At 48.3% G+C, this 25,067-nt stretch carries 21 protein-coding genes; 12 read left to right on the top strand and 9 right to left on the bottom strand.

Annotated elements, in window-relative coordinates; genetic code table 11:
• The first annotated feature begins 59 nt into the window (after positions 1–59).
• Together apbC and dcd are read left to right on the top strand one after the other, a co-directional pair.
• The gene (gene apbC / locus KGF88_RS05030; RefSeq protein WP_228759426.1) at positions 60–1,130 is read left to right on the top strand and encodes an iron-sulfur cluster carrier protein ApbC; all 1,071 of its coding nucleotides are present in this window, start codon (positions 60–62) and stop codon (positions 1,128–1,130) included.
• A gap of 21 nt (positions 1,131–1,151) precedes the next feature.
• Positions 1,152–1,742: a dCTP deaminase gene (gene dcd / locus KGF88_RS05025; RefSeq protein WP_153825539.1), complete on the top strand. Its 591-nt coding sequence runs from the start codon at positions 1,152–1,154 to the stop codon at positions 1,740–1,742.
• A gap of 45 nt (positions 1,743–1,787) precedes the next feature.
• Here dcd and KGF88_RS05020 read toward each other — a convergent pair whose 3' ends face one another.
• Positions 1,788–4,463, bottom strand: a complete 2,676-nt coding sequence (locus KGF88_RS05020) for a M14 family zinc carboxypeptidase (RefSeq protein WP_153825540.1) — start codon at positions 4,461–4,463, stop codon at positions 1,788–1,790.
• Between the two features lie 40 nt (positions 4,464–4,503).
• The gene (locus KGF88_RS05015) at positions 4,504–5,424 is read right to left on the bottom strand and encodes a gluconeogenesis factor YvcK family protein (protein WP_153825541.1); all 921 of its coding nucleotides are present in this window, start codon (positions 5,422–5,424) and stop codon (positions 4,504–4,506) included.
• A gap of 188 nt (positions 5,425–5,612) precedes the next feature.
• Here KGF88_RS05015 and KGF88_RS05010 point away from each other — a divergent pair, with 188 nt between their 5' ends.
• The 5 genes from KGF88_RS05010 (at position 5,613) to KGF88_RS04990 (ending at position 9,910) form a co-directional block, all read left to right on the top strand.
• Positions 5,613–6,587 (top strand): DUF4382 domain-containing protein, encoded by a 975-nt coding sequence (locus KGF88_RS05010; protein WP_228759427.1) that lies wholly within the window; start codon positions 5,613–5,615, stop codon positions 6,585–6,587.
• A 111-nt stretch (positions 6,588–6,698) separates the two neighbouring features.
• Positions 6,699–7,199 carry a DUF192 domain-containing protein gene (locus tag KGF88_RS05005; RefSeq protein WP_153825542.1) on the top strand — a complete coding sequence of 167 codons (501 nt, stop codon included), beginning with the start codon at positions 6,699–6,701 and terminating at the stop codon, positions 7,197–7,199.
• 4 nt (positions 7,200–7,203) lie between these two features.
• Entirely contained in the window at positions 7,204–8,874 is a 1,671-nt protein-coding gene (locus tag KGF88_RS05000) for a M28 family metallopeptidase (protein ID WP_153825543.1), read from the top strand.
• 90 nt (positions 8,875–8,964) lie between these two features.
• The gene (locus tag KGF88_RS04995) at positions 8,965–9,513 is read left to right on the top strand and encodes a YgjV family protein (protein WP_257119968.1); all 549 of its coding nucleotides are present in this window, start codon (positions 8,965–8,967) and stop codon (positions 9,511–9,513) included.
• Between the two features lie 55 nt (positions 9,514–9,568).
• A complete protein-coding gene (locus KGF88_RS04990; RefSeq protein WP_153825544.1) occupies positions 9,569–9,910 on the top strand; it encodes a hypothetical protein in 342 nt (113 codons plus the stop codon).
• Positions 9,911–9,937: 27 nt separating this feature from the next.
• Here the strand turns inward: KGF88_RS04990 and KGF88_RS04985 are convergent, their stop codons facing one another.
• The 3 genes from KGF88_RS04985 to KGF88_RS04975 are packed head-to-tail and all read right to left on the bottom strand — an operon-like array spanning position 9,938 to position 14,778.
• Positions 9,938–10,480 (bottom strand): DUF2937 family protein, encoded by a 543-nt coding sequence (locus tag KGF88_RS04985; protein ID WP_153825545.1) that lies wholly within the window; start codon positions 10,478–10,480, stop codon positions 9,938–9,940.
• 44 nt (positions 10,481–10,524) lie between these two features.
• Positions 10,525–13,632 carry an efflux RND transporter permease subunit gene (locus tag KGF88_RS04980; RefSeq protein WP_110075017.1) on the bottom strand — a complete coding sequence of 1,036 codons (3,108 nt, stop codon included), beginning with the start codon at positions 13,630–13,632 and terminating at the stop codon, positions 10,525–10,527.
• A gap of 3 nt (positions 13,633–13,635) precedes the next feature.
• The gene (locus KGF88_RS04975) at positions 13,636–14,778 is read right to left on the bottom strand and encodes an efflux RND transporter periplasmic adaptor subunit (RefSeq protein ID WP_153825546.1); all 1,143 of its coding nucleotides are present in this window, start codon (positions 14,776–14,778) and stop codon (positions 13,636–13,638) included.
• Between the two features lie 189 nt (positions 14,779–14,967).
• Here KGF88_RS04975 and KGF88_RS04970 point away from each other — a divergent pair, with 189 nt between their 5' ends.
• Positions 14,968–15,411, top strand: coding sequence for a hypothetical protein (locus KGF88_RS04970; protein ID WP_153825547.1), 444 nt, complete (start codon positions 14,968–14,970; stop codon positions 15,409–15,411).
• Positions 15,412–15,431: 20 nt separating this feature from the next.
• Here KGF88_RS04970 and KGF88_RS04965 read toward each other — a convergent pair whose 3' ends face one another.
• Positions 15,432–16,451, bottom strand: a complete 1,020-nt coding sequence (locus KGF88_RS04965) for a zinc-binding alcohol dehydrogenase family protein (RefSeq protein ID WP_153825548.1) — start codon at positions 16,449–16,451, stop codon at positions 15,432–15,434.
• A 253-nt stretch (positions 16,452–16,704) separates the two neighbouring features.
• On the opposite strand from KGF88_RS04965, the gene KGF88_RS04960 reads away from it, so the two are divergent.
• Positions 16,705–17,313 carry a YqaA family protein gene (locus KGF88_RS04960; protein WP_257119967.1) on the top strand — a complete coding sequence of 203 codons (609 nt, stop codon included), beginning with the start codon at positions 16,705–16,707 and terminating at the stop codon, positions 17,311–17,313.
• Between the two features lie 5 nt (positions 17,314–17,318).
• Here the strand turns inward: KGF88_RS04960 and KGF88_RS04955 are convergent, their stop codons facing one another.
• The 3 genes from KGF88_RS04955 to KGF88_RS04945 are packed head-to-tail and all read right to left on the bottom strand — an operon-like array spanning position 17,319 to position 20,341.
• Positions 17,319–18,344: an ArsA family ATPase gene (locus tag KGF88_RS04955; RefSeq protein ID WP_153825549.1), complete on the bottom strand. Its 1,026-nt coding sequence runs from the start codon at positions 18,342–18,344 to the stop codon at positions 17,319–17,321.
• 24 nt (positions 18,345–18,368) lie between these two features.
• Positions 18,369–18,641, bottom strand: coding sequence for a cory-CC-star protein (locus KGF88_RS04950; protein WP_110075022.1), 273 nt, complete (start codon positions 18,639–18,641; stop codon positions 18,369–18,371).
• 26 nt (positions 18,642–18,667) lie between these two features.
• A complete protein-coding gene (locus tag KGF88_RS04945; protein WP_110075023.1) occupies positions 18,668–20,341 on the bottom strand; it encodes a carbon starvation CstA family protein in 1,674 nt (557 codons plus the stop codon).
• A gap of 117 nt (positions 20,342–20,458) precedes the next feature.
• Here KGF88_RS04945 and KGF88_RS04940 point away from each other — a divergent pair, with 117 nt between their 5' ends.
• Genes KGF88_RS04940 through KGF88_RS04930 form a run of 3 tightly spaced genes read left to right on the top strand, consistent with a single transcriptional unit; the run spans position 20,459 to position 25,064 of the window.
• Positions 20,459–22,288 (top strand): ABC transporter ATP-binding protein, encoded by a 1,830-nt coding sequence (locus tag KGF88_RS04940; protein ID WP_153825550.1) that lies wholly within the window; start codon positions 20,459–20,461, stop codon positions 22,286–22,288.
• 8 nt (positions 22,289–22,296) lie between these two features.
• On the top strand, positions 22,297–23,694 hold the full coding sequence (locus KGF88_RS04935) for a DUF2868 domain-containing protein (RefSeq protein WP_162014464.1): 1,398 nt from the start codon (positions 22,297–22,299) through the stop codon (positions 23,692–23,694).
• Positions 23,679–25,064: a GTPase/DUF3482 domain-containing protein gene (locus KGF88_RS04930; protein ID WP_153825552.1), complete on the top strand. Its 1,386-nt coding sequence runs from the start codon at positions 23,679–23,681 to the stop codon at positions 25,062–25,064. Before KGF88_RS04935 ends, KGF88_RS04930 begins: the two co-directional genes overlap by 16 nt.
• Positions 25,065–25,067 lie beyond the last annotated feature (3 nt).

Below are 25,067 nucleotides of genomic sequence, written 5' to 3'. Positions count from 1 at the left end.
TGGCAATCCAGCCGAACTAGCCGTATCATGGCTGCCGACAACCAAGCTGGGAGGGATAGATGTTTAGTCGTTTCAAAAAATCCAAAGCCGCCGCCACAGACCCATCAACCACGTTGGATGCAACCACGCAGTTTAACGCTGCTTTAGCCAAGATGAGGTTGCCAGGTTGGCAAGGCGCTATCCCTTCAGCATGGGTGAGCGTAGCGGGTAATAAAGCCACTTTGAGCTTACCCTTTGCCGCTGATGCCAGTGTGTTGGAGTCTTTCCAGCAAGACCCTCAGTTAGGTCAGTATCAATGGCAGTTGGTGTGCAAGGTCGCCAAGCTAAAAAATTCCCAACCTGAATTGCCGCTCGTCTATGGCAATGTGATTGTGGTGTCGTCAGGCAAGGGCGGGGTGGGTAAATCTTCGGTGAGCGTGCAACTGGCGTTGGCCTTGGCAAGTTTCGGTGCCAAGGTAGGGATTCTCGATGCCGATGTGTATGGTCCTTCGTTACCTACCATGCTCGGTGGTGCTGATGAGAAGATGACCGTGAATGAGCAGCAAAAAATGATCCCCCATCAACGCCATGGTGTGTATGCTTCATCGTTAGGTTATCTTACTGATACCAAGGATGCAGCTATTTGGCGTGGCCCTATGGCCAGTGCTGCGTTGCAACAGCTCTTTCGGGATACCAAATGGCCAGCTCTCGATTATCTGATTGTTGACCTACCGCCGGGTACCGGCGATATTCAGCTAACCTTTGCGCAAAAGCTACCCATCACTGGGGCGGTGGTAGTAACCACACCGCAGACTGTGGCACTAGCCGATGCTGAAAAAGGCATTACCATGTTCCAGAAAGTAGGGGTGCCGATTACTGGTTTAATCGAGAACATGAGTTATTTTGAGTGCAGTCAGTGTGGTCATCATGAAGCGATTTTTGGTACTGGCGGCGGGGTTAACGTGGCTGCTGAACATGGCGTGCCCTTGCTAGGCCAGTGGCCACTAGCAGCGCGCTTACGTGAGAGCTTAGATAACGGCACCCCTTTGGTGGTAAGTGCTCCTGAGGATCCAATTAGTGTTATTATCAAACAAAGCGCAACGGCGTTGGCGGCCCAGCTTTATCAACAAGCCCAAGCTAACGCATCATAAGAACAAGCAGGAGAGCTCCCCATGCGTTTAACCGATGGTCAAATAGAAGCCTACTTAGCAGCTGGTAAAATTGTATTAGACCCAGCGCCATTGGCGGAGGATATCAGCGGCGTCACCGTAGATATTCATTTGGGAAATGAATTTAGAGTGTTGCAAGATCACGCCGCTCCTTTTATCGATATCAGCGGCCCACGCGATGAGATTGATAAAGCGATTCAGTCGGTGATGAGCGATGCCATTGTACTGAATGAAGACCAAGCCTTTTTTATTCACCCGGGTGAGTTTGCCTTGGCGGTTACGCATGAATCGGTGACCTTACCCGCTGATATGGTGGGGTGGTTAGATGGTCGCTCGTCGTTGGCGCGGTTGGGGTTAATGGTGCATGTTACTGCCCACCGCATCGACCCAGGTTGGTCGGGACAGGTGGTGCTTGAATTTTTTAATAGTGGTAAGTTGCCGTTAGCGCTGCGGCCCTTGATGAAAATCGGTGCGCTTAGCTTTGAACAACTTGATGAGCCATGTGTACGTCCTTATCGTTCGCGCAAAGACGCTAAATACAAGGATCAAAGAGGTGCGGTCGCATCGCGTATTGGAGCGGATAAGAGCGCCTAGACGAGGTGGTCTAGGCGCTTCGTGTCGTTAAAATGAGCCCTAAGCTTATCGGAGTGGGCTAGCGTGACTAGCCCCAGCAAAGATGGCATTCATTAACAGAATATTCAGACCATCAAGGTAGGCCCGATAGGTGGGCTCTTGGGCAAAGCTTATCACCATGCCGCGACCCTGCGGCTGCCACATCAGATAAGGTTTATAAGCCAACTGCTGTTGATTCTCAGCCCACAAATAACCGCTCGCTAACACCTCGTTAGGGCCGGCATAATTCACAATATTGCGACCATGATCAATGGTAAGCGGGCGGAAGATTTGATTACCAACCGTTACTGCAAAAACCTCAGGTTTGACCCCAGCACTTAACCAATGTTCTTGGTCTACCTGCAAGCGGGTGATGACGCCAGCGGTCCAATATGGGTCGGCATGGTCGGCTTGAATATAGTGCATAAGTTCTTCACGTTGCTTAAACAGCAAGCCCTCAATGCGTTTTTCGTCGCCGTGGCTTGGGGCTTTAGTTTGCACAACACTTTCTAATGCACTAGATAAAAACTCGGCATCTACGGCCCACGCAGAACTGCTGCCAAGAGTAATTAAGACGCCGCCTTTAGCAACCCAATCCTGAATATTTTGTTGCCCGCGTTCACCTAATGCGGCTTGCAATGCAACGCTACTGGCTGCTGGCATGATCAACACTTGATACTGGCTTAAGTTGGCGCCAGCTAATTGGGCAGCGCGTATGGCGGTAACTGGATAGTTAAACTGCTGCTCAATCACAAACCGCGTATGCCCGGCATTTAGGCTAGATACCGGCTCGTCCCACAACATCGCGATTTGGGGCGCATGCACCCGTTGCACGTTATTGGAACCAAAGTTAGGGCCATCAGTCACCCAACTAGAATTCACGCCATCAACCTGAGCCCCACTGGCAACCGCTAAGTCTTGGATAATTGCAGCCAAATTGGCATTGTCGGCATGGGTTAAAATGAGAGACCCGGCTGGATAGCGCTTGCCGTTACTATGGGTAAAAGGTAAATCCGTTTGTTTTACTGTGAGGCCTTCACGTAGAGCAGCGGTGAGAAAACGTCCTGCATTCATATCACCCCAAGGGACGATAAAGCCCACGTTGGCATCAGCCTGATTAACTTGACCTGGCTTAATCAGATCCGTCCCAGCAGCAACAGTGGCCACCCGCGGTAACTTGGCACAGGTTTGATAGCTAACATTAAACATCTGCGGCAGTGACCAAGCAGTGACGTCATAAATTTCATCGGCCAGGTTATTCTTACGGCGCCGCTCTTGTTCCGCAATAAAGTCGGCATCCATGGCAATGTCTTTATCGAGCAGCGTGCGCAACATGTAATAGGCTGGCTGGGCGCTATCGACAATAAAGCTACCGGCAGCATATTGATTGCCACAGGCTTTGAAGTCTTGCTCTGCTTGCTCAACTTTAACGCCATGGCGAGTTAGCAAGCCGGCTAACCGACGCGCTGCTGCCGCATCTTGTTGTGGATTAAAGACCCAGTAACGCTGCTTGCTTTGACGCCCCAGTTGCACTGATTGTTGGCGATAATCCCAATAACTTTGCAATAATTGCTGACGCTCTTTAGCGACCGTCTCAATGGTAGCGATAGAGGCAATAAAATGGCGTTGTACGCCATCACCGTAGGTTAAGATTTCACCATCTTTGGTGCGAAAGTGATGGCCGCGCGCCGATGCCATTTCGTAAGTCATGGAAATTGCGCCATGGTACAAAGGCCAACTGGCGCCGTAACCTGGATAAAAGGCATCAAACACTTCACGGGTGTAGTAATCGTAACCGTGCTGATCAAACCACTTGCCGTTATTTTCACCTATGGTCCATAGCGCTTTGCGTTGAGTTTCCGTAATCAAAGGGTTATAGGGTTCAGCTTCAGGCGTGAAGTAGTAGCTGGTGTCGCCGCCCATCTCATGCAAATCGACATACACTAGCGGCATATTTATTAACAGGGCATCCACTTGACCGGCAATTTCCGGCTGGGTTAGAGCTAGCCAGTCGCGGTTTAAATCGAACAAATAGTGGTTACTACGACCACTTGGCCAAGGTTCGTTATGTTCTGCTGAAAGTCTATCGCTACTGTGTTCTAACCCTGCGGTCATGTAATAGCGACTGACAAAGCGTGCACGCCCGTCTGGGTTTTGAACAGGATCAATAAACACATAGGCTTGGTCTAAGTAGCCTTGCGTTGTGGCATCGGTTGCAGCCAGCAAATGCCACGCCGTAAGCATGGCGGCTTCAGGTGACGAGATCTCGTTACCATGCACCCCATAAGAGAGCCAAACGCTGGCTGGCATGCTTTTGATCAGCTGCTCGGCTTGTTTGCTGGAGGTACTATCGGCTGCGCTTAACGCCGCAATATTTGCTTGATAAGCACCTAACTTAGCCATATTTTCAGCACTCGAAATCACCACGTAATAGAGATTTCGGCCCTCCCAACTGCGCCCATAAGAGTGCACTTGTACCTGCTCTGGGTAGGCTTTGGCTAAGGCATTAAAATAAGCTTCGATGGCCTCGGGTGAACTGATACGACTGCCGCCTGGGTACCCTAAAACGGCTTCGATAGTTGGGCTGTTGGCTTGATAATCGGTTGCCAAGCCAAGCTGTTGTGCTGGTTCTGCGGCAAGCGCACTCCAACTGGTGCAACTTAACAGTGCCGCCAATTGCACCACAAGTTTGGTTAATTTCATCTGCCATTCCTCGATAAGGTAAGGATCACAGCGCTGCCGGTTAGGCGTTAAAAGCTTTTGCTAGCGCTGCTAATAAGGATTCAGGTTGATGCCGATGAGCTGCTTCTGAGGAGGGGCAGACGTGATCAAAACTAGGCAGGGTGAGGTTCGGGTCCGGTCGATTAGTAATGACCTTATCTACCACTTGCACACCTAATTGCTGCTCCATCCAAGCTAATTTTTCACTCAATGACAATTGCCCCGCAGGACTATTTTCCGGCACTAGATTATCAATAAAAATGACTTGCGCAGCACTGTTTGCGATAGCTTGAGCAAATTCTTCTACCAATAACGGTGGCATCACCGAGGTTAGAAAGCTGCCTGGGCCTAAAATGATCAGCTCGCTGCGTTCCACATGATGCAAGGCTTCAGGAGTTGCCGCCACCGGTTGCGATAAGCGCAGTTGTGCAGGCATCTGTTGTAAGCCATCCACTAGGAGTTCACCGAAACACTCCATTCCATCGTGAGTGGCTGCCACCAAATCAACGGGCGTTTCAGACATCGGCAGCAAACGGGTATTGATATTGAGTAGTCGACTCAACAGGGCAATCCCATCGAGTGGTCGCGCACTTAGCTGATCTAAGGTGTAGAGCAATAAGTTACCCAAGTTGTGGCCATGGAGGCTGTGTTCGGTGGTAAAGCGATAGTTAAGCACATCCGCCGCTAATGGATGCTTGGCCAGTTGTGATAAACAATTGCGAATATCGCCCCAAGCAATACAGTCATGATTACGTCTAAGCAGGCCACTAGCGCCACCATCATCGGTGGTGGCCACAATCCCTATTAAGCGTCGATTTAGAAACGCCAAAGTTGAGAGTACCCGTCCTAAACCATGGCCACCGCCAATAGCCGTCACTGAGCGCAACTGTTGCAGTTGTCTAGGAGCTGTTACTAGGGGACTAGGAGATGTCTTTAGTGTCATGTTAACAATATGTGGTTTGTTTATAGCGCTACTTTATGCTGTTCTGCGGTGCTTATCAACGGTTAGATGGTATTCATTCTATCTTTTGTTGATGAGTGTAAAGGCTAAGTAAAATGGAAGGCTACAGCTTTTTTCTTTATTCAATTTTGCTATAAATATGACATCTTTCATATAACAAAGAGGTTGATATGTTTAACCGAGCTCCTATTAGCACCATGATTGCTTTAACGTTAGCCAGCAGCATGCTTGTTGCTTGTGGTTCAGATAGTGATTCTGAAGTGGTTGCGCAAACCGGTCAATTCTCCTTTGCTGTCAGTGATGCCCCCGTAGACGCCGCTGATGAGGTATGGGCTTGCTTTCATGCTATCGAATTGCTCGGCAATAGTGCTGGCAAGCAAGTTTTCACCATTGGCGAGGACAGTAACACCATTGCTAGTAACGATGTCTGTGTTGATAGCGACGGTGAGGTTATCGCTAATACTCGCGGCATTAACCTTATGAACTTTACCGGTTCAACAGCAGAAGATTTGATCAGTGGTGTGGAGGTGCCTGCTGGGGATTACAGTCAACTACGGTTAGTGATGGCGGATGGTTCTTATGTTCAAGTGGGGGACCAAAGGATCCCACTAAGCGTGCCATCGAATGAATTGAAGTTTGATGGTATTACCGTGGGTGCTGGCGGTGAAACTGCTTACACTGCAGAGTTTGATTTACGCCAAGCCTTAGTTAATCCGGTCGGACAAGATCAGTATTTCTTGAAGCCGCGCGGAGTTCGTTTGGTTAATAATCTAACCGTGGGGCACATTGAAGGTAGCATGGCGGAAGCCCTCTTGATTGAAAATAGCTGCACTGTCGCCCCTGCTGATACTGGCACGGCGGTAGCAAGCGTCTACCTGTACCCAGGTGTTGATCATATTGTTGCGGATCTTGCTGATGTTGGTGGTAGCGAAGCCGTTGAACCTTATGCCGTGAGCGCGGTCTATTTTGATGGTGCGGTAAATTATCAGTTTGAGCTTGGCTATGTGAGCGCTGGGGACTATACCCTAGGCTATACCTGCGATGTCGCAGATGATCCTGAAGTGGATGACGATATTAGCTTGTTAGGCCATCAAACAGTCACAGTTGTCGATAATGGTGAGGTGACGACGGTGGTTATTGAGTAAAGAATACACTCTCCCTTTGAGCCTCCTTAAATGGAGGCTTTTTTTTACCTTTTTTTCTGAGTTAAATAAAGCGATACTAGGTTTTTAGCTACTAACACAGAGGCATAGCTCATGGTTCTTACCAGTCTTATTTCTACCGCGTGGTTAGTGTCCTTGTTGCATTTAGAGCCAGCCGGAACTGCGGCATTGGCGGGGCAGCCGGCATCACCCTCGTTAAAAACCGAGCAATGGTGTATTGCTGGGCATGAGCATCCATTGCAGTTAGAAATTGCTGACACCTATGATAGCCGTGCTCGTGGCTTGATGTTTCGTGAAACTCTCGCTGAACACGCGGGGATGTTGTTTAAGTACCAACAAGAACGCCCCGGTAGTGCAGGTTTCTGGATGTACAATACCTACTTACCGTTAGATATTGCTTATCTCGATAAGGACATGAAAATTGCCACCATTTTATCGATGGACCCATGCCCAAGTATTGATTCACGTCGCTGCCCCGTGTACGAGCCAAAAGTACGGTATATGGCAGCATTAGAATTAAACCAAGGATATTTTGAGCGTTATGGTATTACCGTTGGCGCCCAATTACAGTCATGCAAACAACCAGGAGAATAAACCCATGAACAAGCTCTCAGCGTTGGCTGCGGCTAGTTTACTGATGGTTGCCTGTAACCCAGCGCAAGCACCTCAAGAACAAACTAGCAAGCCGGCGGTAGAAGTTAACCCGTACAGTTTTAATGAAAATTATACGGAATATTTGCAAACCCTCAGCGCCGATGAATTTGAAGGGCGCGCACCAGCTTCAGCAGGTGAAGAAAAAACAGTTGCCTACATCGAGGGTAAATTTAAAGAATGGGGTTTGCAGCCCTATGATAGCGAGAAGGGTAGCTATCAACAGCAAGTTCCGCTGGTACGTATGTTGCCAACGCAAGTATCTAATATGACGTTTAGCAATAACGATATCAGTGCGTTTGAATACCGCAAAGATATGATGGCTTGGTCACCACGAGTACAAGAACAAGTAGACCTAAGCAATAGCGAGATGGTGTTCGCTGGCTATGGCATTGTTGCCCCTGAGTTTGGGTGGAACGATTACGCAGGCTTAGATGTGGCCGGTAAAACCGTAGTGGTGTTAGTGAATGACCCTGGTTACGATAGCCAAGATGCGGAAGTCTTTAACGGTAAGGCGATGACCTATTACGGGCGTTGGACTTATAAGTTTGAAGAAGCAGCTCGACAAGGAGCCGCTGGGGTTATTGTGATTCATGACACTGGGCCTGCAGGTTATGGCTGGGGCGTGATTGCTGGTGGTTCGCCGATGCGATTTGATTTGGCCCGTGACAATAAAAACATGGACCGAACTCAAATTGAAGGTTGGATCACAAAAGACGCCGCCGATGTGTTATTTGCTCGCTTAGGTAGCAGTTATGATGATATGCGCAAAGCGGCACAACAACCCGACTTTAAAGCAGTTGCGCTGAATACAGCTATGAGCATTAGCGTATCAACCAAATTTGACTACCTTAATTCACCTAACTTGATTGGTTACATTGAAGGTAAATCAAAACCTGATGAGCACGTCATTTATATGGCTCATTGGGACCATATGGGGTTAGACCCGATCAATCCTGACGACGGTATCTTTAATGGTGCGCAGGATAACGCCAGTGGTACTGCTGGGGTGATGGCGCTAGCCGAGTTCTATAGCAGCCAACCGCAACCAGAGCGTTCGGTGGTGTTTGTGTTGGTAACAGCCGAAGAGCGAGGTTTGTTGGGCTCTGATTGGTATGCGGATAACCCGATGTTACCTCTTAGTAAAGCTGTAGGTGGCATCAACATGGACGTTTTGAATGTCTATGGTCCGATGCGCGATATGGTTGTGGTTGGCTACGGTAATTCCGAGCTTGAGGGTTATTTGGCTAAGTATGTGGAACAACAAGGGCGTTACGTTGCGCCTGAGCCAAGCCCTGAAGCGGGATCCTTCTATCGCTCAGATCATTTTAACTTAGCTAAGCGTGGTGTACCTATGTTGTACGCTAAAGGTGGCAATGATCACATTGAGTTTGGCAAGGAATATGGTCAGCAAAAACGTGCAGAATATGTCCAAGTAGCTTATCATAAGCCAGCTGATGAGTTTGACCCGAATTGGGATTTACGCGGTGTACAACAAGATCTTTGGTTGTATTACTGGGTAGGTGAAGAACTTGCCAATAGTGCGCTATGGCCGAACTGGAATGCTGGCAACGAATTTAAAGCGATTCGTGACGCAAGTGCAGGCGAGCGCCAATAATTAAGTGACGTAAATGACATTAAAAAGCGGTGGTGGTGGCGCAGCTACCATGACCGCTTTTTTATTGCTTTGATCTGGTAAAGGTGAACCGTGGGTTTAAGTATAGAAGGAATAGCGGAAGTCTTTGGCGTTATTGCGTTGGTAGCTAATTTTATTGCCTACCGTCAAGGCACCGCAAATCGGTATCGTATTGTCTCGGCGATTGCTTTAGGCAGTTTGTCGATTCACTTTGCGATGCTTGGTGCTGTTGCTGGCGCGATTGTTACTGGGATTGCAGTATTACGTAATCTGATTGCATTACGGTGGCGCGGCAAGTTGGTGTTATGGGGATTTATTAGCATCAACCTAGGTTTCTTCTTTTGGGAATTAACCGGCGATACCCCATTATTACCTTTATTGATGGCCTATACCTCGTCTATTATTTTTACTGCTGGTGCTATCGTACTCAACGATCCTGTGCTGATTCGGCGTTGGTTTTTACTGGCTGAAATACTGGGTTTAGCCTATGCCATTTTAGTTGGCAGTGTGTCTGGTACCGTATTTAATATTGTTAACTTAACCAGCATTATTCTTAAAATGTTACAAGATAAGCTCGCTGCTCGTGCAACCAATAAGGGCAATGACTTGTCTGAGAAATAATCATCCCCATATATTAAGTTAGGGTGATAGTTACAAGCTAAACAAGCGAGACCTTATGTTGATTTATATTCGCCAAATGCAAAGCAAAATAAAACCACAGCCTGGAGCAAACCCGCTGGCGGTTATTTTGGGCTGGTTGTTGTTTGGTGCCTTATTGTTACTTGGTTTATTTTTAGGGCTGGTGTTTTTGCTGGTTGGTTGGATTCTATTACTCCCAGTGATGTGGCGTAAACGTCGCCAACTCAAACAAATGTGGCAGTTTAGTAAAGCGACGCGGCAGGCACAGCAGCAAGCTCGTCAACAGGCACAGAATGCTTATCAGCAACGCCAAAATCGTCAAGATGATAGCGTTATTGAAGGTGAATATGAGGTTAAGCGCGACGACTCCCAATCCTAGCAGGAGTCGCCTTGGTATTGATGCAATCTAGGGCGTCACTCGGCGCCCTTTGTTGGTATGACGAATACGTCGCCAACCCCATCTCAGTAAGCCCCAACACGTATCCCATAGCAGTAGCGTCAGTACTGCACTCACCAACGCGGTCACCACTGCGGTCGTCGTCATAGGTACGTTGTAGCTATACATGCGCCAGGTATCTTGGCGAATTTGGGGATTGGCTTGCGTCGCAATAAACCAAACTTGAACGGGTAGGGGGCGTTGCAATTGCTGCTGTTCGTAGCTGAGTAATTCGACCCGTTCAATCAGTGTACGGAGCGGTACAGCTTCTGCCTTAAAGATGTCATTATCGCTATTTTCATGTGCAGCTAGCAGTGCTTGCATATCACCGTTTAAATAAGTATCGGCGATAGCCTGATACTCGCGGTAATAAATCATTGCTTCGGTGTACTGGGCGTCAATGCGCTGCTGGTACTGGGTCACGTAGTTGGGAATTTGCACTCCAACTAAGGCCGCAGCTAATGCTAATAATAAAGAAAAGTATCGTCTCAGCATAAAAAAAGGTTGAGTCACAAAAGTGACTCAACCTTAGCATGTTTTATGGGTTTAGCTAACTATTAATCCTCGGGCCGAGCCTTCGGCGGGAAAGTTTTACGTACGACGTAAAACAGCAGAGGAACGAAGAAGATAGCTAATATGGTACCACCGACCATACCACCAATCACCCCGGTACCAATGGCTTGACGGCTTACCGCGCCGGCACCAGTTGACAAGGCTAGTGGCAAGACGCCGAAGGTAAAGGCCAGCGAGGTCATTAAGATTGGGCGCAAGCGTAAGCGGACGGCTTCCAGCGTTGCAGCCAAGAGCTCTTTGCCTTGTGCTTGTAGGTCTTTAGCAAATTCCACGATAAGAATCGCGTTACGTGCCGATACCCCAACCGTGGTAAGTAGTCCCACTTGAAAATACACATCGTTCTCAAGGCCGCGCATGGTTGCTGCAATCACGGCACCAAGAATACCTAAGGGCACCACCAACATGACCGCAAATGGAATGGACCAGCTCTCGTAAAGTGCGGCTAGGCACAAAAATACGATGAGCAACGACAACGCGTAGAGCAGTGGTGCTTGGCTACCAGAGGTGCGCTCTTCGAGTGAGATACCACTCCATTCATAACCAATACCAGGCGGCAAACGACTGATCAATTCTTCCATTTTCATCATGGCATCGCCTGACGAATAACCTGGTGCAGCTTCACCCTGGATGTTCATCGCTGGCACCCCGTTGTAGCGCTCTAAGCGCTGCGGACCGAAGTCCCAACGGGTGGTCGCAAAGGAAGCAAAAGAGACCATATCGCCTTGATTATTGCGTACATACCACTCATTCACGTCTTCTGGCGTCATCCGGGCTTCCGGTTTACCCTGTAGGTAAACTTTCTTAACCCGACCACGATCTACGAAATCGTTAACGTAGGTAGTACCGAAAGCATTCGATAAGGTCGCGTTGATTTCGCTGATATTTAAGCCCAGTGCTTTGGCTTTTTCATAATCAACGTCAATACGCAGTTGTGCGGTATCTTCCAAGCCATTCGGACGCACCCCAGTTAAACTAGGTTCTTGTGCGGCCATCCCCAGCAATTGGTTGCGTGCATTCAAGAGTTCTGCGTGGCCTAAACCAACACGGTCTTGAATGTAAAGGTTAAAACCACTGGCAGTACCTAACTCAGGAATTGAAGGTAGGTTAAAGGCAAACACCATAGCCTCACGAATTTGCGAGAAGAAGCCAAAAGCTTGACCAATAATGGCATCTATTTGCAGGTGTGGCTCAGTACGCTCACTCCAGTCCGTTAACCGAATAAACGCTAACCCTGAGTTTTGTCCTTGACCACTGAAGCTAAAGCCAACCACCGAAAAGACGGATTGGATACCCTCTGCTTGCTCGAGGTAATAATCCTCAATCTTAGCCATGGTTTGACGTGATTGCTCAAGGGTCGATCCAGCGGGTAACTGCATCTGAGTTAAGAATACACCGCGGTCTTCGTTTGGAATAAACGAACTCGGCATACGAGCAAATAAGAAGCCAAGTACCACAACTAAGCCCAAATAAACCAGTACAAAACGCACACTACGTTTGATGATATTTTGGACAGAATTGGTGTATTTGTTGGTGGCTTTATCGAGAGTACGGTTAAACCAACCTAGCAAACCTTTTGGCTGATGGTCGTGGTTTAATGGTTTCAGAATGGTCGCACACAAAGATGGTGTGAAGATGATGGCCACCAATACTGATAACGACATCGCTGAAATAATGGTGATAGAGAATTGACGATACACAGCACCGGTAGAGCCGCCGAAGAAGGCCATAGGCACGAATACTGCCGCCATAACCAAGCCAATAGCCACCAAGGCGCCAGTGATTTGTTGCATGGACTTAATCGTAGCTTTACGTGGCGATAGTTTTTCTTCGCTCATCAAACGTTCAACGTTCTCGACCACCACGATGGCATCATCCACCAACAAGCCAATGGCAAGCACCAAACCAAACATGGTTAGGGTGTTAATCGAGAAACCAAGGGCCGACATGATCCCGAAGGTACCTAACAGTACCACCGGAATGGCTAACGATGGAATGATAGTGGCGCGCAAGTTCTGTAAGAACAAGAACATCAGCAAGAACACCAAGATGACCGCTTCAAATAAAATCTTCACCACTTCTTTGATGGAGATCTCAACAAACGGAGTGGTGTCATAAGGGATGACTAAACTGACGCCTTCAGGGAAGAATTGCTCGAGTTCAGCTAAGGTTGCTTTCACTGCCTTAGCCGTATCCAAAGCATTTGCCCCGGTCGCCAAGTTAACCGCTAAACCAGAAGCTTGTTGGCGGTTATAACGTGCGGCAACACTGTAGTCTTGGCCACCAAGTTCGACTTTGGCGACATCACCCACGGTGACTTTCGAGCCGTCGTTGTTTACCCGTAGTAACACTTGTTCAAATTGCGCCACCGTTTCTAAGCGTGTTTGCGCAATAATAGAAGCGGTTAGACGTTGGCCTTCAACGGATGGAGTACCGCCAACTTGGCCAGCGGCAACCTGATTATTTTGCTCGCGCAACGCTTGCACCACATCGATGGTGTTCATGTTGTAGCGTACTAACAATTCAGGGTCGAGCCAAATACGCATGGAGTAGGGCGCACCGAACAAACGTACGCTACCAACGCCAGGAGTACGGCTAATCGGGTCCTGAATGTTACTAGCAATATAGTCGCCTAAATCGATTTGAGTAATCTCAGGGTTATCAGAAATGAGCGCTGCTACTAACAAGAAAGAGTTGTTCGCTTTAGCTACCACCAGACCTTGGTCTTGTACTTCTTGTGGTAACAGCGGTAGCGCCAACTGCAATTTGTTTTGCACCTGAACCTGCGCGATGTCCGCATCGGTACCGGCTTCAAATGTAAGCGTAATGCTGGCGTTACCAGCGGAGTCGCTGGTAGATGAAAAGTATTTGAGGTTATCAATACCATTCATGTTCTGCTCAATAACCTGGGTCACACTCTCTTCTAAGGTGGCTGCCGTAGCGCCGGGATAAGAGGCATTAATTTGCACCGACGGCGGCGCAATCTCAGGATATTGCTCAACAGGAAGCTGCGTGACCGCTAGCCCGCCTGCCAACATGATGATAATAGCGATAACCCAAGCAAAAATTGGGCGATCGATAAAAAACTTAGCCATAGGTTATTTCACTTCTTCAGTTTTAACCGGCATCCCCGGCTGAATTTTTTGCAAACCTTCGACGATGACTTGGTCACCAGCAGTTAAACCATCGGTCACAATCCAATCGCTACCAACGGTACCTTGCACGGTTAAGTAGCGTTGCTCAACTTCACCCGCTTGGTTAACCACCATGGCGATGGCGCGCCCGCGTGGGTCTCGGGTTACCCCTGTTTGCGGCGCTAAAATAGCTTGTTGCAGTTCACCGCTAGCAATCTCAGTGCGTACGTACATACCAGGCATCAACACCTGCTCAGGGTTGGCTACTTTGGCACGCAAGGTAATGGCACTGGTTTGCGGATCGACGGTAACTTCGTTGAACAACAATTCGCCTTGTAACTCGGTGTTATCACCGACTTTAACAGTCACTGCCGCACGGTTATTGGCATCAGTCACTATTTGTCCCGAACGCATAGCTTGCTGTAACTGCAGATACTCTGAGCTACTTTGCGCAATATCTATGTAAATTGGATCTAATTGGTGAATAGTGGTTAATGCTTGGGCTTGGCCAACGCTTAATAATGCACCTTCAGTAAGCTGTGAACGTCCAATGCGCCCACTAATAGGCGCTTTAACACGAGTATACTCAAGGTTGAGCTTGGCTTGAGTGATGCTTGCTTCAGCGACTTTAAGTTGAGCTTCAGCTTGTAAGTAAGCAGCTTCTGCTTCGTCATAATCTTGCTGGCTAATGGCTTTATCCGCGACCAACCCTTGTGAACGCTCAAAACGCGCTTTACTTGCTTTTAGTGTGGCCTGTGCTCGCTTTAATTCGGCCTCGGCACTAGCTAAAGTTGCTTCGTACATGGCTGCGTCGATTTGATACAGTTGCTGGCCGGCTTCGACCATCGCACCTTCTTGAAACAGCTGGCGTTGTAAAATACCGTTCACCTGCGGGCGCACTTCAGCGACCCGATAGGCACTAGCACGACCGGGCAGGGTGGTGGTGAGGTCGACATTTTGCGGAGCAATAGTTACTACTCCTACGGTCATTTGCTGTTGTTGTTGTGCGCCAGGCCCCTGTGCCTGTTCTGCATCACCGCAACCTGCTAGCGCTAACGATGCGCTAAGCATCGAAACTAACAAAGGTACACGTAAACGTTGCTGCATGAATTACCTCTATTCTTATGTATGGATTGGCCGCAGCCAATTGGAATAATCTAGGACGACAAAATTGCACCAATTATACATACATTCATGTATGTTTGTAAGTACAAATTAGCAAAAATCACTTTGTTTATCTGCGTTAGAAACATGCTAAGGTATGTGCTAAGTACGCTTCAAACACCGAGAAAGATTATGTTTACTTCGTTCAAACGCCAGTTGTTACTAGGATTATTGGTTTTAGCGATTGCCATCATCGGAATAATTGTGCAACGCCAATGGCAGGCCACTGATTCAACAAAAAATCGTAACTATTTGTATCAACAATTACTGGAGCGTTCGGGACAGCTAAATCGTGACTTACCTAAATTACTCGACCGGCAAACTCGGTTTGAACGGGCCGAAGTGGTTAATTACGGCATGCGCTTTATTTATTCGTTAGTAGGCATTGACAAGTACAGTCACGATGAGGCCAATATTGAGCAACAGCTTGAACCAGCAATGTTACGCCAGTATTGCCAGCATGACAGTTTAGCTTTTTATCGTGAGCATGCTGACTTTCTCGAAATTCGTTACCTCGACCAAAATGAACAGTCTTTGTTTACACTACGCTTTGTGCCTACCGACTGCAGCGGATAGGCACCAAGCCGCGCGGTCATCTAATCAGGCGCATTAAAGCCATCTAACACCAGTTTGCCAATCACTTGATGACTTTCAAGCAAGCTGTGAGCTAGACGAAGATTGGCCGCGGTTAAGGGGCCTAAATGCTCAGATAGGGTCGTTTTTAAAATACCGGCATCGGTTAATTCAGCGACTCGCTGCAAAATCTGGCCTTGTATATAGGCATCAGCGGTGTTGAACATGGAGCGGGTAAACATAAATTCCCAATGCAAACTGATGCTCTTTTGTTTTAACAGGCGAATGTCTAACAGCTCGCTCGGATCATCAATGAGCGCTAATTTTCCTTGCGGCACGATCAGCTCAGCTAAGCTAGTAAAATGCTGGTCGGTATGGGTTAGACTGGCCACATAATCAACTCCAGTTACACCATGTTGAGCCCATTGTGGGGCTAACGGCTGATGATGGTTGATAACGAGATCAGCTCCTAAATCACGCACCCATTGCTGGCTTTCTGGTCGGGATGCAGTTGCAATCACGGTGAGCTTGGTCAGTTGTTTTGCAAGTTGAATCAAGGCTGAACCAACGCCGCCAGCAGCCCCGGTGATCAGCAAACTACCGGTAGTATCTGCGGTTAAGGCTAAGCGCTCAAACAACAGCTCCCACGCTGTTAAAAAGGTTAACGGCATGGCCGCCGCTTGCGCAAAGTTAAGGCTGTGCGGTTTTCTGCTGACGAGGCGTGCATCAACCACATGATACTGAGCATTAGCACCAGCGCGGTCTACAGCGCCCGCATACCAAACTTCGTCACCTTCTTTAAAATCCATGACATTGTCACCAACGCCAATCACCACCCCGGCGACATCCCAGCCAAGAACTCCAAACTCGCCGGCTTGCGGCTGTTTGCGTTGGCGAATTTTGGTATCAACAGGGTTCACTGATAGGCCATACACTGCAACTAAGATGTCGTCGGCTTGTAGAGTTGGCTCAGCTATTTCTATGTCCAATAAAGCTTGGTTGTTATCAATGGGTAACGATTGTTGGTAACCGACTGCTTTCATGCTTGGTTCCTCAGTGCCGAAGTGATGTTCTGGTTTAGCTTAACGTAAAAACTCAGTAAGCCAGAGGTTAAACTACCTGAAACCTTGGTCATTAGGTTAAAATACCAAGATTAAACGAATTTATTAGCTACATTGTAGACTAATTTAGGTCCCTCGTTGAGGGAATCAAAGCCCAGTATTATGTAACAACATGATGCTAAGATGGGCGGCCCGCTCAAGGCTCAATGCATTTTAAGGAATTAGCGAGTCCAAAGTGTCTAAACCAGCAGTCACTCCAAGCTCTAACAGCGGCAAAGCTGACGCTTGGTATCAGCGGGTTGCCGAATCATCGGCGGTGTTACCGCTGATGTTTGTGTTGTCGATGTTAGAATCAATCATTATTCCGATCCCGCTCGAGCTTATTCTTATTCCGTTGTTGATTCATCAGCGTGAGCGGCTGTGGGCCATAGCTACCGTGGTGCTGGCAGGGTGTTTGGTTGGCGCAAGTATCGGTTATGGGGTTGGGTTATGGCTGTTTGATGATATCGGTGACGCTATTCTCACCTATTTTGGCTACAGCCAAGCGTTTGAACAATTTACCGCACAGTTTCAACAGTACGGCTTTGTGACCCTGTTACTGACGGGGATCACGCCCATTCCATTTCAGGTAGGGATGTTAGCGGCGGGGAGTAGTAATTATCCTTTTTCTCTGTTTATGTTGGCAGCCGTGATAGCTCGCGGGCTGCGCTATTATGGCCTAGCACTCTTGGTTTATTGGTTTGGACCGCTCGTTTTAGGATGGTGGCAACAACATTCGCGTAAAGCTGGATGGTTGTTGCTAACCTTGTTGGGGGGCGGTTATGCAGTATATTTATTGGTTTAGTAGCCTTAGCTGAGTTGTAGTTTGGCGCTGATCGCACGCAAGGCTTCCACGCCATGTAAATCAGTAGGGAAGAGCGGTAAATAGAGTTGCGGCAGGCTGCTAAATTGCGCCTGAATTTGTTCGCGATAAATGGCCTCTTGCTGGCGACGCTGGGCAAAAAACTCACTATCGATCGCATCAGGAACATTGCGGTTGATCACTAACCCCGCAACGGGCAGATGCTCAGCCTGTAAGGTTTGCACGGCCCGCGTCGTTTCGAGGATCGGGAGTTTTTCTGGGGTCAATACAAACACAATGCCACATTGCTGCGCATCTGTGAGCTGATGGCGAATACGATGAAACAGGCTTTGCCGTTGTTGCAAAGTAGCCGTTATTTCAGCCGTTCGATCATCCATCTCGGCTGTTTCATGGGTGGTTGGGTCGCCCATTGGGTTAGCGATATCACGACCTGATTTAGCCGAGAGATGGGCTAATACGCCCTCAAGCTGTTCACTCTTTTTGGTTTGCCGTAACAATCCTTGAGTCCAAGCGGCCATGGCTTCAGGCAAGGTTAACAGGCGCAATGTATGGCCGGTAGGAGCCGTATCAAAAATAACTAAATCATACTGGCTGGGTGCGCTATCGATGATTTTCGCAATGCGTTCTAATAATGCTGCTTCTTGCGCTCCGGGGGACTGCTCGGTTAAGCGCATTTGGCGCTCAATTTCCCCATACATTTGCGGCCGTGCAAAACGCTTCATGGTACGCATGACTCGATTGATGTGCGCCCGCACTTGTTTATCCGGATCGATTTCTAACGCATCAATGTTTGGCAACAGTGGTTGATATTGCTCTTGTTCTTGTTCGCTACTGGGGTCACCAATAGTTAAATCAAAGGCATCGGCCAAGCTATGGGCGGGGTCTGTAGAGACCAATAAGACTTGCTTGCCAAGTTGCGCTGCTTGTAAGGCAATGGCTGCTGAAACCGTGGTTTTACCTACACCACCTTTACCGCCGACAAATAAGATACGTTTAGATAAAATAGGTAACATAAAAGCTCAGCTAGGTTAGGGGTGTTAACAACAACGAAAGCCATCTAATGGGGAGTGTTCCATCCCCATGCGTAGATGCCATTCATGAAAACGTTCAAGCAATAAAGGTTGTAGTTCAAGGGTGTAATAAGAAGCGGGATTAGGAACCCCCATCAGTTCTGAGAACACTAACAGCATGAAAAGATCGTCCTCGTCCCGCTTCGCACGAGCTATGGCTGCTCGGTAAGGAGCGTTATAGACCGCCGTGGCATACCTATTAGCTTTCCCTAACCAATCGACAATAGCTCGTATTTTCATAGTATGACCTTTTACTTCTCGCCTTATTAAGCTTTGTTACGTTGTTCGCGACGTAGCCTTGTAAGAGTACTAGCCGCTTCTAAAGAAATCCAAATAGCTGCAACTAACACCACTAAGTCTAAGCTTAACAAGAACCAGTCTGATTTTTGGTAGAAGGTCATTAACTGAATAAGCAATGCGTAAATGGCCATGACTAACAAAAACAGCAAGGGTATCAAGGTCACATACATGGGGCGACCTAGCTTAACCAGCATGGTGGTGATCACCAGTAGGGTTAATCCGGCAAGTAACTGGTTGGTAGTACCAAACAGTGGCCAAATTAGCAAGCCACCAGAACCATCAGCACCGCCGGCACCAAAGGCGAGCAACAAGCACGAACCTACGGCAAGTAAGGTAGCAGGCGCAGCTTTTTCCATCCATTTGATGTTATAAATATTGCCCCATTCTTGGAAGATATAGCGCTGTAAACGTAGCCCTGTATCCATGGTGGTACCGGCAAACAACACCGCCATCACCGTGAGCAAGGTTTGCGAGATTTCAGCATTTAAGCCGATACCATTCTCGAGGATATTTGCGCCACCGGATACAAAGGCAGCCACGCCTCCTTGACCGAAGCTATGATACACGGCCTGCCAATCGGCTAAGGTAGCAAAGCCAGCAGTTGCCGCAATGATGGTGGCAAGAGACAATGAACCTTCACCGATTGCACCAAAATAACCAACAAAACGAGCATCCGTTTCTTTGTCGAGCTGTTTTGAGGTGGTTCCTGATGCAACTAATCCATGGAACCCAGATATAGCGCCACAAGCGATGGTGACAAATAACAGTGGCACCAGCGATGGTGTCCCTTCCGGAGTATTGGTATTAAATGCTGGAGCAACGAGTTCAGGGCCGCTTATTAGCACGGCACCGTAAAGAAGAATTAAGCCGATGAATAATTGTAAGCCGTTAATGTAATCACGTGGTTGCAGTAACATCCATACCGGCAACAAACTAGCGATAGCAGCATAAAGGAAAAGCACAATAATCCACTGCGCATTATCAGAAACGCCAAATACCGTTTCTGGTAATTCAATCGGGTACGATGGTCCAGCCCATATCAGTGCATAGAGTGCAATCACCCCTAAAATAGAAACCGTGCCTAGGTTCATCCATTTACGGAAGATAAATTGGCCAATAATCAGGGCCACAAAGATAGCTCCCCATACGGGCACCACGGAACTAGGGAAGTTGATCAGTAGCCCTGAAATGGCGGTTGCAAACACCGCATTAACCATGAGCAGCACTAAAAAAATCACGATCATGAACAGGCTTTGTGAGCGTCGGCCTACCACATCACCAGTGAGCGCCCCAATGGAGCGGGCTTTGTTGCGGTTCGAGGCCCAAATAGCACCAGCATCATGAACGCCAGCAAAGAAGATAGTACCGAACACTACCCATAAAAAGGCCGGTACCCAACCCCAAATAACGGCGATAGCTGGCCCAATGATAGGCGCGGCACCCGCAACTGAGGTAAAATGGTGACCCCACAACACGTACTTGTTAGTGGGAACAAAATCTACGCCGTCTTCAAACTCGTGCGCTGGCGTGCGAAAATTAGGGTCTAGCTGGTAGATTTTTTCGGCTACGAACTTTGAATAAAATACGTAGCCCAAAAACATCGCACCTAAGCCCAGTAACATCAGCAGAATTGCATTCATGGCTTATCCTTTTTTAGTTTATTATTGGCAAATCAATAACTGCGTTATGGTAATGCATAGATAGTAAAGTCTGACATTGGACCAAAGTCTAGGCTAAACCTCAATTTAAGGATCGATATGTTTCGTTGGTTTGAAAGCCGGTTAAATCCATTTCCCGAAGATAAAGTAGAGCAACCACCGCAAACCCTGGTGAAATTCTGCCTTTATTATAGCCGCGGCGCTTGGCCTTATATCATTGCGGCCGGGCTGCTGATGATGTTGATTGCGCTAACTGAAGTTTGGCTGTTTAGTTTTATCGGTAATATTGTCGATTGGCTGGCTGAGCAGAATCGAGAAACCTTTGTGCAGGAGCAATTCTGGGGGCTCACCGGAATGGCTTTGGTGGTGATGTTGGGCTTGCCCATGCTGGTCATTTTGCACTCCTTAATTACCTATCAGTCGCTATTAGGTAATTATCCCATGCGTATTCGCTGGTTAGTGCACAAGTATTTGCTTAATCAGTCCCTCACTTTTTACCAAGACGAGTTTGCCGGACGCATTGCCACCAAAGTGATGCAAACAGCACTCGCAGTGCGCGAGTGCGTGATCAAACTGTTCGACGTACTGAATTATGTTACCGTGTATTTTATTGGTACCGTTGCCATTATTGCTAGTGCGGACTGGCGCTTGGCGGCACCGCTGGTGGTTTGGGTGGTGTTATACGGTTTGCTATTACGCTTTTTTGTGCCGCGCCTGGGCAAAGTAGCTGCTGCCCAAGCAGATGCGCGCTCAATCATGACGGGTCGCATTGTTGATAGTTATACCAACATCCAAACGGTGAAGTTATTTTCACATGCGGAGCGCGAATTAGAGTTTGCCAAAGACGGTATGGCGGGGTTTCTTGGCACAGTGCATCGACAAATGCGCTGGGTGACCAAGCTTTATACCTGTCTTTACCTGCTTAACTCAACGCTGTTATTTGCGGTCGGTTTTTTAGCCATTTCGCTTTGGGTAGACAATCAGATCAGTGTGGGTGCCATTGCAGTTGCTTTGAGTTTGGTACTGCGCTTATGGGGCATGAGCCAATGGATTATGTGGGAGATTTCCGCATTGTTTGAGAATATTGGGACAGTGCAGGATGGCATCAAGACCGTTTCGGTACCGCAAGATATTCTCGACAAAGAGGGCGCGGTGCCGCTTCATGTTACCCAAGGAAGTATTGAATTTGATCAGGTAAGTTTTAATTATCATAGCGATAAACCGGTTTTACATGATTTGAGCTTACACATCGCTGCCGGTGAGAAAATTGGCTTGGTAGGACGTTCGGGTGCCGGTAAATCAACCTTAGTTAACTTGTTGCTGCGGTTTTATGAGGTAAATGATGGGGCGATTCGGATTGATGGTCAGAATATTGCTGAGGTGACGCAAACCAGTTTACGTCAGCACATCGGCATGGTTACTCAAGATACCTCGTTATTGCACCGTTCGGTACGCGGTAATATTAGTTATGGTCGCCCCGATGCTACCGATGCGATGATTGAAGAAGCCATCCACAAAGCCGAAGCCGATACTTTTATTGATGAGTTAGAGGATGCCGAAGGGCGCCGTGGTTTGGCTGCACATGTGGGTGAGCGTGGGGTTAAACTGTCGGGCGGACAACGACAGCGGGTAGCTATCGCCCGGGTGATGCTTAAAGATGCGCCGATTTTAATTTTAGATGAAGCCACCTCGGCGTTAGATTCAGAAGTTGAGGCGGCCATTCAAGAGAATTTATATCGCTTGATGGAAGGTAAAACTGTGATTGCTATTGCCCATCGGTTATCAACTATAGCCGCAATGGATCGCTTGGTAGTTATGGATCAAGGCCGAATTGTAGAGCAAGGAACTCATGAGCAACTCTTGCAGCAGGGCGGTATTTATGCCCAATTATGGGCGCGCCAATCAGGCGGCTTTATTCCCGAAGAATAATAGGCACTATGACAGCTATTTTTGCAAAATTTAAAGCGATTTGGATGTCCGAGTTGGTTCGTCGATACGAGCTCGAACACGGCTTTCAGCGCGATGCTGTGATTGAGCAGCAGGCTCGGCAACAGCCGCAGCTCAGTCAGCAAGTGTTGCTGCGTGGACAACTCTGGGCAGAGCGACTCGGGCTTACGCAGCACTTGCAACGGTGGCACCAACTGCGGCGGGTGATTGCGATCAGCTTGAGTTTGTTGGCAGTACTCATTGGCTTGGCGCAAGTGCAGGCAACGCTAGCCTTGCCAAGTCCAATCTCCTTGCTATTTGCCTTGGTGCTATTACTCGGAATGAATAGTGTCATGTTACTGCTGTGGCTGGTGCTGAGCCTACTGCAGGGGGTACGGCGACCAGCCAGCACACAGGCTAGCGGCACCAGTATTTTGCGGCTATCGATGTGGTTGATGCAGCGCCTAGGTCGGCGGCCGCAACATCAGCAGTATCAAACAGCCCTGTGGTCGGTTGCTCAGCGCAATAAAATGATTGCGCCGGGCACCGCTATGCTCAGCCATGGCTACTGGCTCTTGGTGATGTTGGCCACCTGGTTATTTTTGTTTGTGAGCTTAAGCACCAATGTTTATCAGTTTACTTGGGCTAGTACCATCTGGCCGGCGGCGACGGTTTCTAGCTGGGCTGAAGTGATAGGTTGGGGCCCCAGCTGGTGGGGAGTTAGCGCTCCTAGCTATGCAGATTTAGGCCCAGCTAGTGCTGATGCCACGAATCAACTGGCAGCCGGCCGCTGGCTACTTATGTGCGTGTTTAGCTACGGTATTGTGCCGCGGTTGTTGTTTCTGCTTGCTGCTATGCTGCTGCTAGGCTGGCGGGCGTGGCGGGCCCAACTTGATTTACAAGCACCTGGTATGGCAACCGTAGTGCAGGGCTTAAAACCTCGCGCCCAAGCCGTGGTGATTGATGCAGATACCCAATCGCCAACGAATTCCCCAGTTACGGTAACCATGGCTAGTTCAGCACAACACCAGCGTCTGGAGCCGCCGCAATTAACTGCTGATAGCTTAACCGTGAGCCTGGATTTTGAATTAGACCATGCGTGGTTAGCACAACAGCAAACTGCAGCATCGGTTGGTTTTTATGGTGTTGTTGCCAGCGGTCTAGAAAAACGCCGGTTATTAGCTCACCTACATGCGCACCCTCCGCAGCAATTATGGGTGCGGGTTAATAGTGAACTAAGCCCAGACCGTACCACGCTTAAATTGTTACGAGAGATGATGGCATATGTTGCTCATCTAGAAGTACTACTGATCACAGCGAGTGAGCATGCTAGTGCCGAACAACAACAGCGCCTGCAGCATTGGCAGCAGCTGTTAGCTCAACAGGAGATACCATGGCGACTCGTTTAACGGCGTTACAATTGGCCGTAGTGGGGCATACCAATACGGGCAAAACCTCGTTATTGCGTACACTTTTGCATGACAGCCAATTTGGTGAAGTAGCTAGCCGCCCAAGTACCACTCGTGACGTGCTTACCATGGCGATTGGGAATGCTGAGCAGGTGTTGCTTGAGCTCTATGATACTCCGGGGCTAGAAGCTGGTAGTGACTTATTTGAGAGTTTAAGCCTAAGCGATGCCGAATTTAGACACGATGGCGCCAAACAAATACACCAGTTTCTAAATTCTACCTTAGCCGAAACAGAATTTGCGCAAGAAGCCAAAGTACTACGACAACTGCTTAAAAGTGACGCTGCGCTCTATGTGATTGATGTGCGTGATCCTGTGTTGCCAAAATACCAAGATGAATTAGCCGTATTGATGCGCTGCGGTAAACCGCTACTACCTGTGCTTAACTTTACCGCAACTACCGCAGGCTACAGCAGCGCCTGGCAACAAGCACTAGCGCAGGTAAATTTGCATAGCTTTATTGAGTTTGATGCGGTGAGCCCACCTGAGGGCGGTGAAGCTGAATTATTAACGCGCTTAAAGTTAGTGGTGAAAGGCTTTGATCAGCAGCTAAACCTACTTATTGAGCACCGTGAGCAGCAACGGCAGCAACGTCTGCACCAGGGGCTACAGCAGATCGCTGAATTACTGACTGATGTAGCTGCACTGCAACATCTGGTGAGTGCGGAGCTCGATAGTAGCGCTCTGCAGGAGGTTTTAGCTAAGGTACAGCGTCAAGTTACCGAACGCGAGCGTCGATGTGTGCAAGACTTACTAGCTTTGTATGAGTTCAACTTAGATGCCGTGGCGCTCGATAACTTAGATATTAGCACCGGTCACTGGCACGATGATCTCTTCGATACTGAGACCTTGACTGAGTTTGGTATCAAGGCCGGCTTAGGTGTAGGCAGTGGGGCGGCCGTGGGGGCTGGTTTTGATCTCTTGGTCGGCGGAGCCAGTTTAGGCGCAGGAACCTTGTTAGGGGCCACTATCGGTGGTTTGTGGCAAGGCTGGCAACACTACGGCAAGCAACTGAAACATAAGCTACAAGGCCAACATCAACTGATCGTTGAAGACCCTATTATCTTGCTTTTAGCCGTGCGCCAACTGCAGTTGTTGCAGCAATTGAGCTTGCGTGGTCATGGGGCGACAAACACCTTATTACTCAGCAGTGATAACAGCCAGCGTGAACAAGAGTTAAGTAAGCTAAAATCTTTGTTTAAAGGAGCGCGAAAAAATCCGCAATGGTCAACTTTAGCGCAAGAAAATTTTATCAATGAGCCAGAACGTGCTACATATATAGACAAGTTAGTTGCACAGTTAATTAGATAATTT

The organism is Idiomarina loihiensis (assembly GCF_024584785.1).
Classification (GTDB): domain Bacteria; phylum Pseudomonadota; class Gammaproteobacteria; order Enterobacterales; family Alteromonadaceae; genus Pseudidiomarina; species Pseudidiomarina fusca.
The sequence above is the reverse complement of the archived record's forward strand: the minus strand, read 5'-3'. Positions and strand labels throughout refer to the sequence as shown.

What these genes read in the sequence shown, in the direction of transcription:
- apbC (WP_228759426.1), top strand. Translation starts at nt 60, where the DNA reads ATGTTTAGTCGTTTCAAAAAATCCAAAGCCGCCGCCACAGACCCATCA.
- KGF88_RS04975 (WP_153825546.1), bottom strand. Translation starts at nt 14,778, where the DNA reads ATGCAGCAACGTTTACGTGTACCTTTGTTAGTTTCGATGCTTAGCGCA.
- dcd (WP_153825539.1), top strand. Translation starts at nt 1,152, where the DNA reads ATGCGTTTAACCGATGGTCAAATAGAAGCCTACTTAGCAGCTGGTAAA.
- KGF88_RS04970 (WP_153825547.1), top strand. Translation starts at nt 14,968, where the DNA reads ATGTTTACTTCGTTCAAACGCCAGTTGTTACTAGGATTATTGGTTTTA.
- KGF88_RS05010 (WP_228759427.1), top strand. Translation starts at nt 5,613, where the DNA reads ATGTTTAACCGAGCTCCTATTAGCACCATGATTGCTTTAACGTTAGCC.
- KGF88_RS04945 (WP_110075023.1), bottom strand. Translation starts at nt 20,341, where the DNA reads ATGAATGCAATTCTGCTGATGTTACTGGGCTTAGGTGCGATGTTTTTG.
- KGF88_RS04935 (WP_162014464.1), top strand. Translation starts at nt 22,297, where the DNA reads ATGACAGCTATTTTTGCAAAATTTAAAGCGATTTGGATGTCCGAGTTG.
- KGF88_RS05000 (WP_153825543.1), top strand. Translation starts at nt 7,204, where the DNA reads ATGAACAAGCTCTCAGCGTTGGCTGCGGCTAGTTTACTGATGGTTGCC.
- KGF88_RS04955 (WP_153825549.1), bottom strand. Translation starts at nt 18,344, where the DNA reads ATGTTACCTATTTTATCTAAACGTATCTTATTTGTCGGCGGTAAAGGT.
- KGF88_RS05015 (WP_153825541.1), bottom strand. Translation starts at nt 5,424, where the DNA reads ATGACACTAAAGACATCTCCTAGTCCCCTAGTAACAGCTCCTAGACAA.
- KGF88_RS05005 (WP_153825542.1), top strand. Translation starts at nt 6,699, where the DNA reads ATGGTTCTTACCAGTCTTATTTCTACCGCGTGGTTAGTGTCCTTGTTG.
- KGF88_RS04950 (WP_110075022.1), bottom strand. Translation starts at nt 18,641, where the DNA reads ATGAAAATACGAGCTATTGTCGATTGGTTAGGGAAAGCTAATAGGTAT.
- KGF88_RS04990 (WP_153825544.1), top strand. Translation starts at nt 9,569, where the DNA reads ATGTTGATTTATATTCGCCAAATGCAAAGCAAAATAAAACCACAGCCT.
- KGF88_RS04930 (WP_153825552.1), top strand. Translation starts at nt 23,679, where the DNA reads ATGGCGACTCGTTTAACGGCGTTACAATTGGCCGTAGTGGGGCATACC.
- KGF88_RS04965 (WP_153825548.1), bottom strand. Translation starts at nt 16,451, where the DNA reads ATGAAAGCAGTCGGTTACCAACAATCGTTACCCATTGATAACAACCAA.
- KGF88_RS04980 (WP_110075017.1), bottom strand. Translation starts at nt 13,632, where the DNA reads ATGGCTAAGTTTTTTATCGATCGCCCAATTTTTGCTTGGGTTATCGCT.
- KGF88_RS05020 (WP_153825540.1), bottom strand. Translation starts at nt 4,463, where the DNA reads ATGAAATTAACCAAACTTGTGGTGCAATTGGCGGCACTGTTAAGTTGC.
- KGF88_RS04940 (WP_153825550.1), top strand. Translation starts at nt 20,459, where the DNA reads ATGTTTCGTTGGTTTGAAAGCCGGTTAAATCCATTTCCCGAAGATAAA.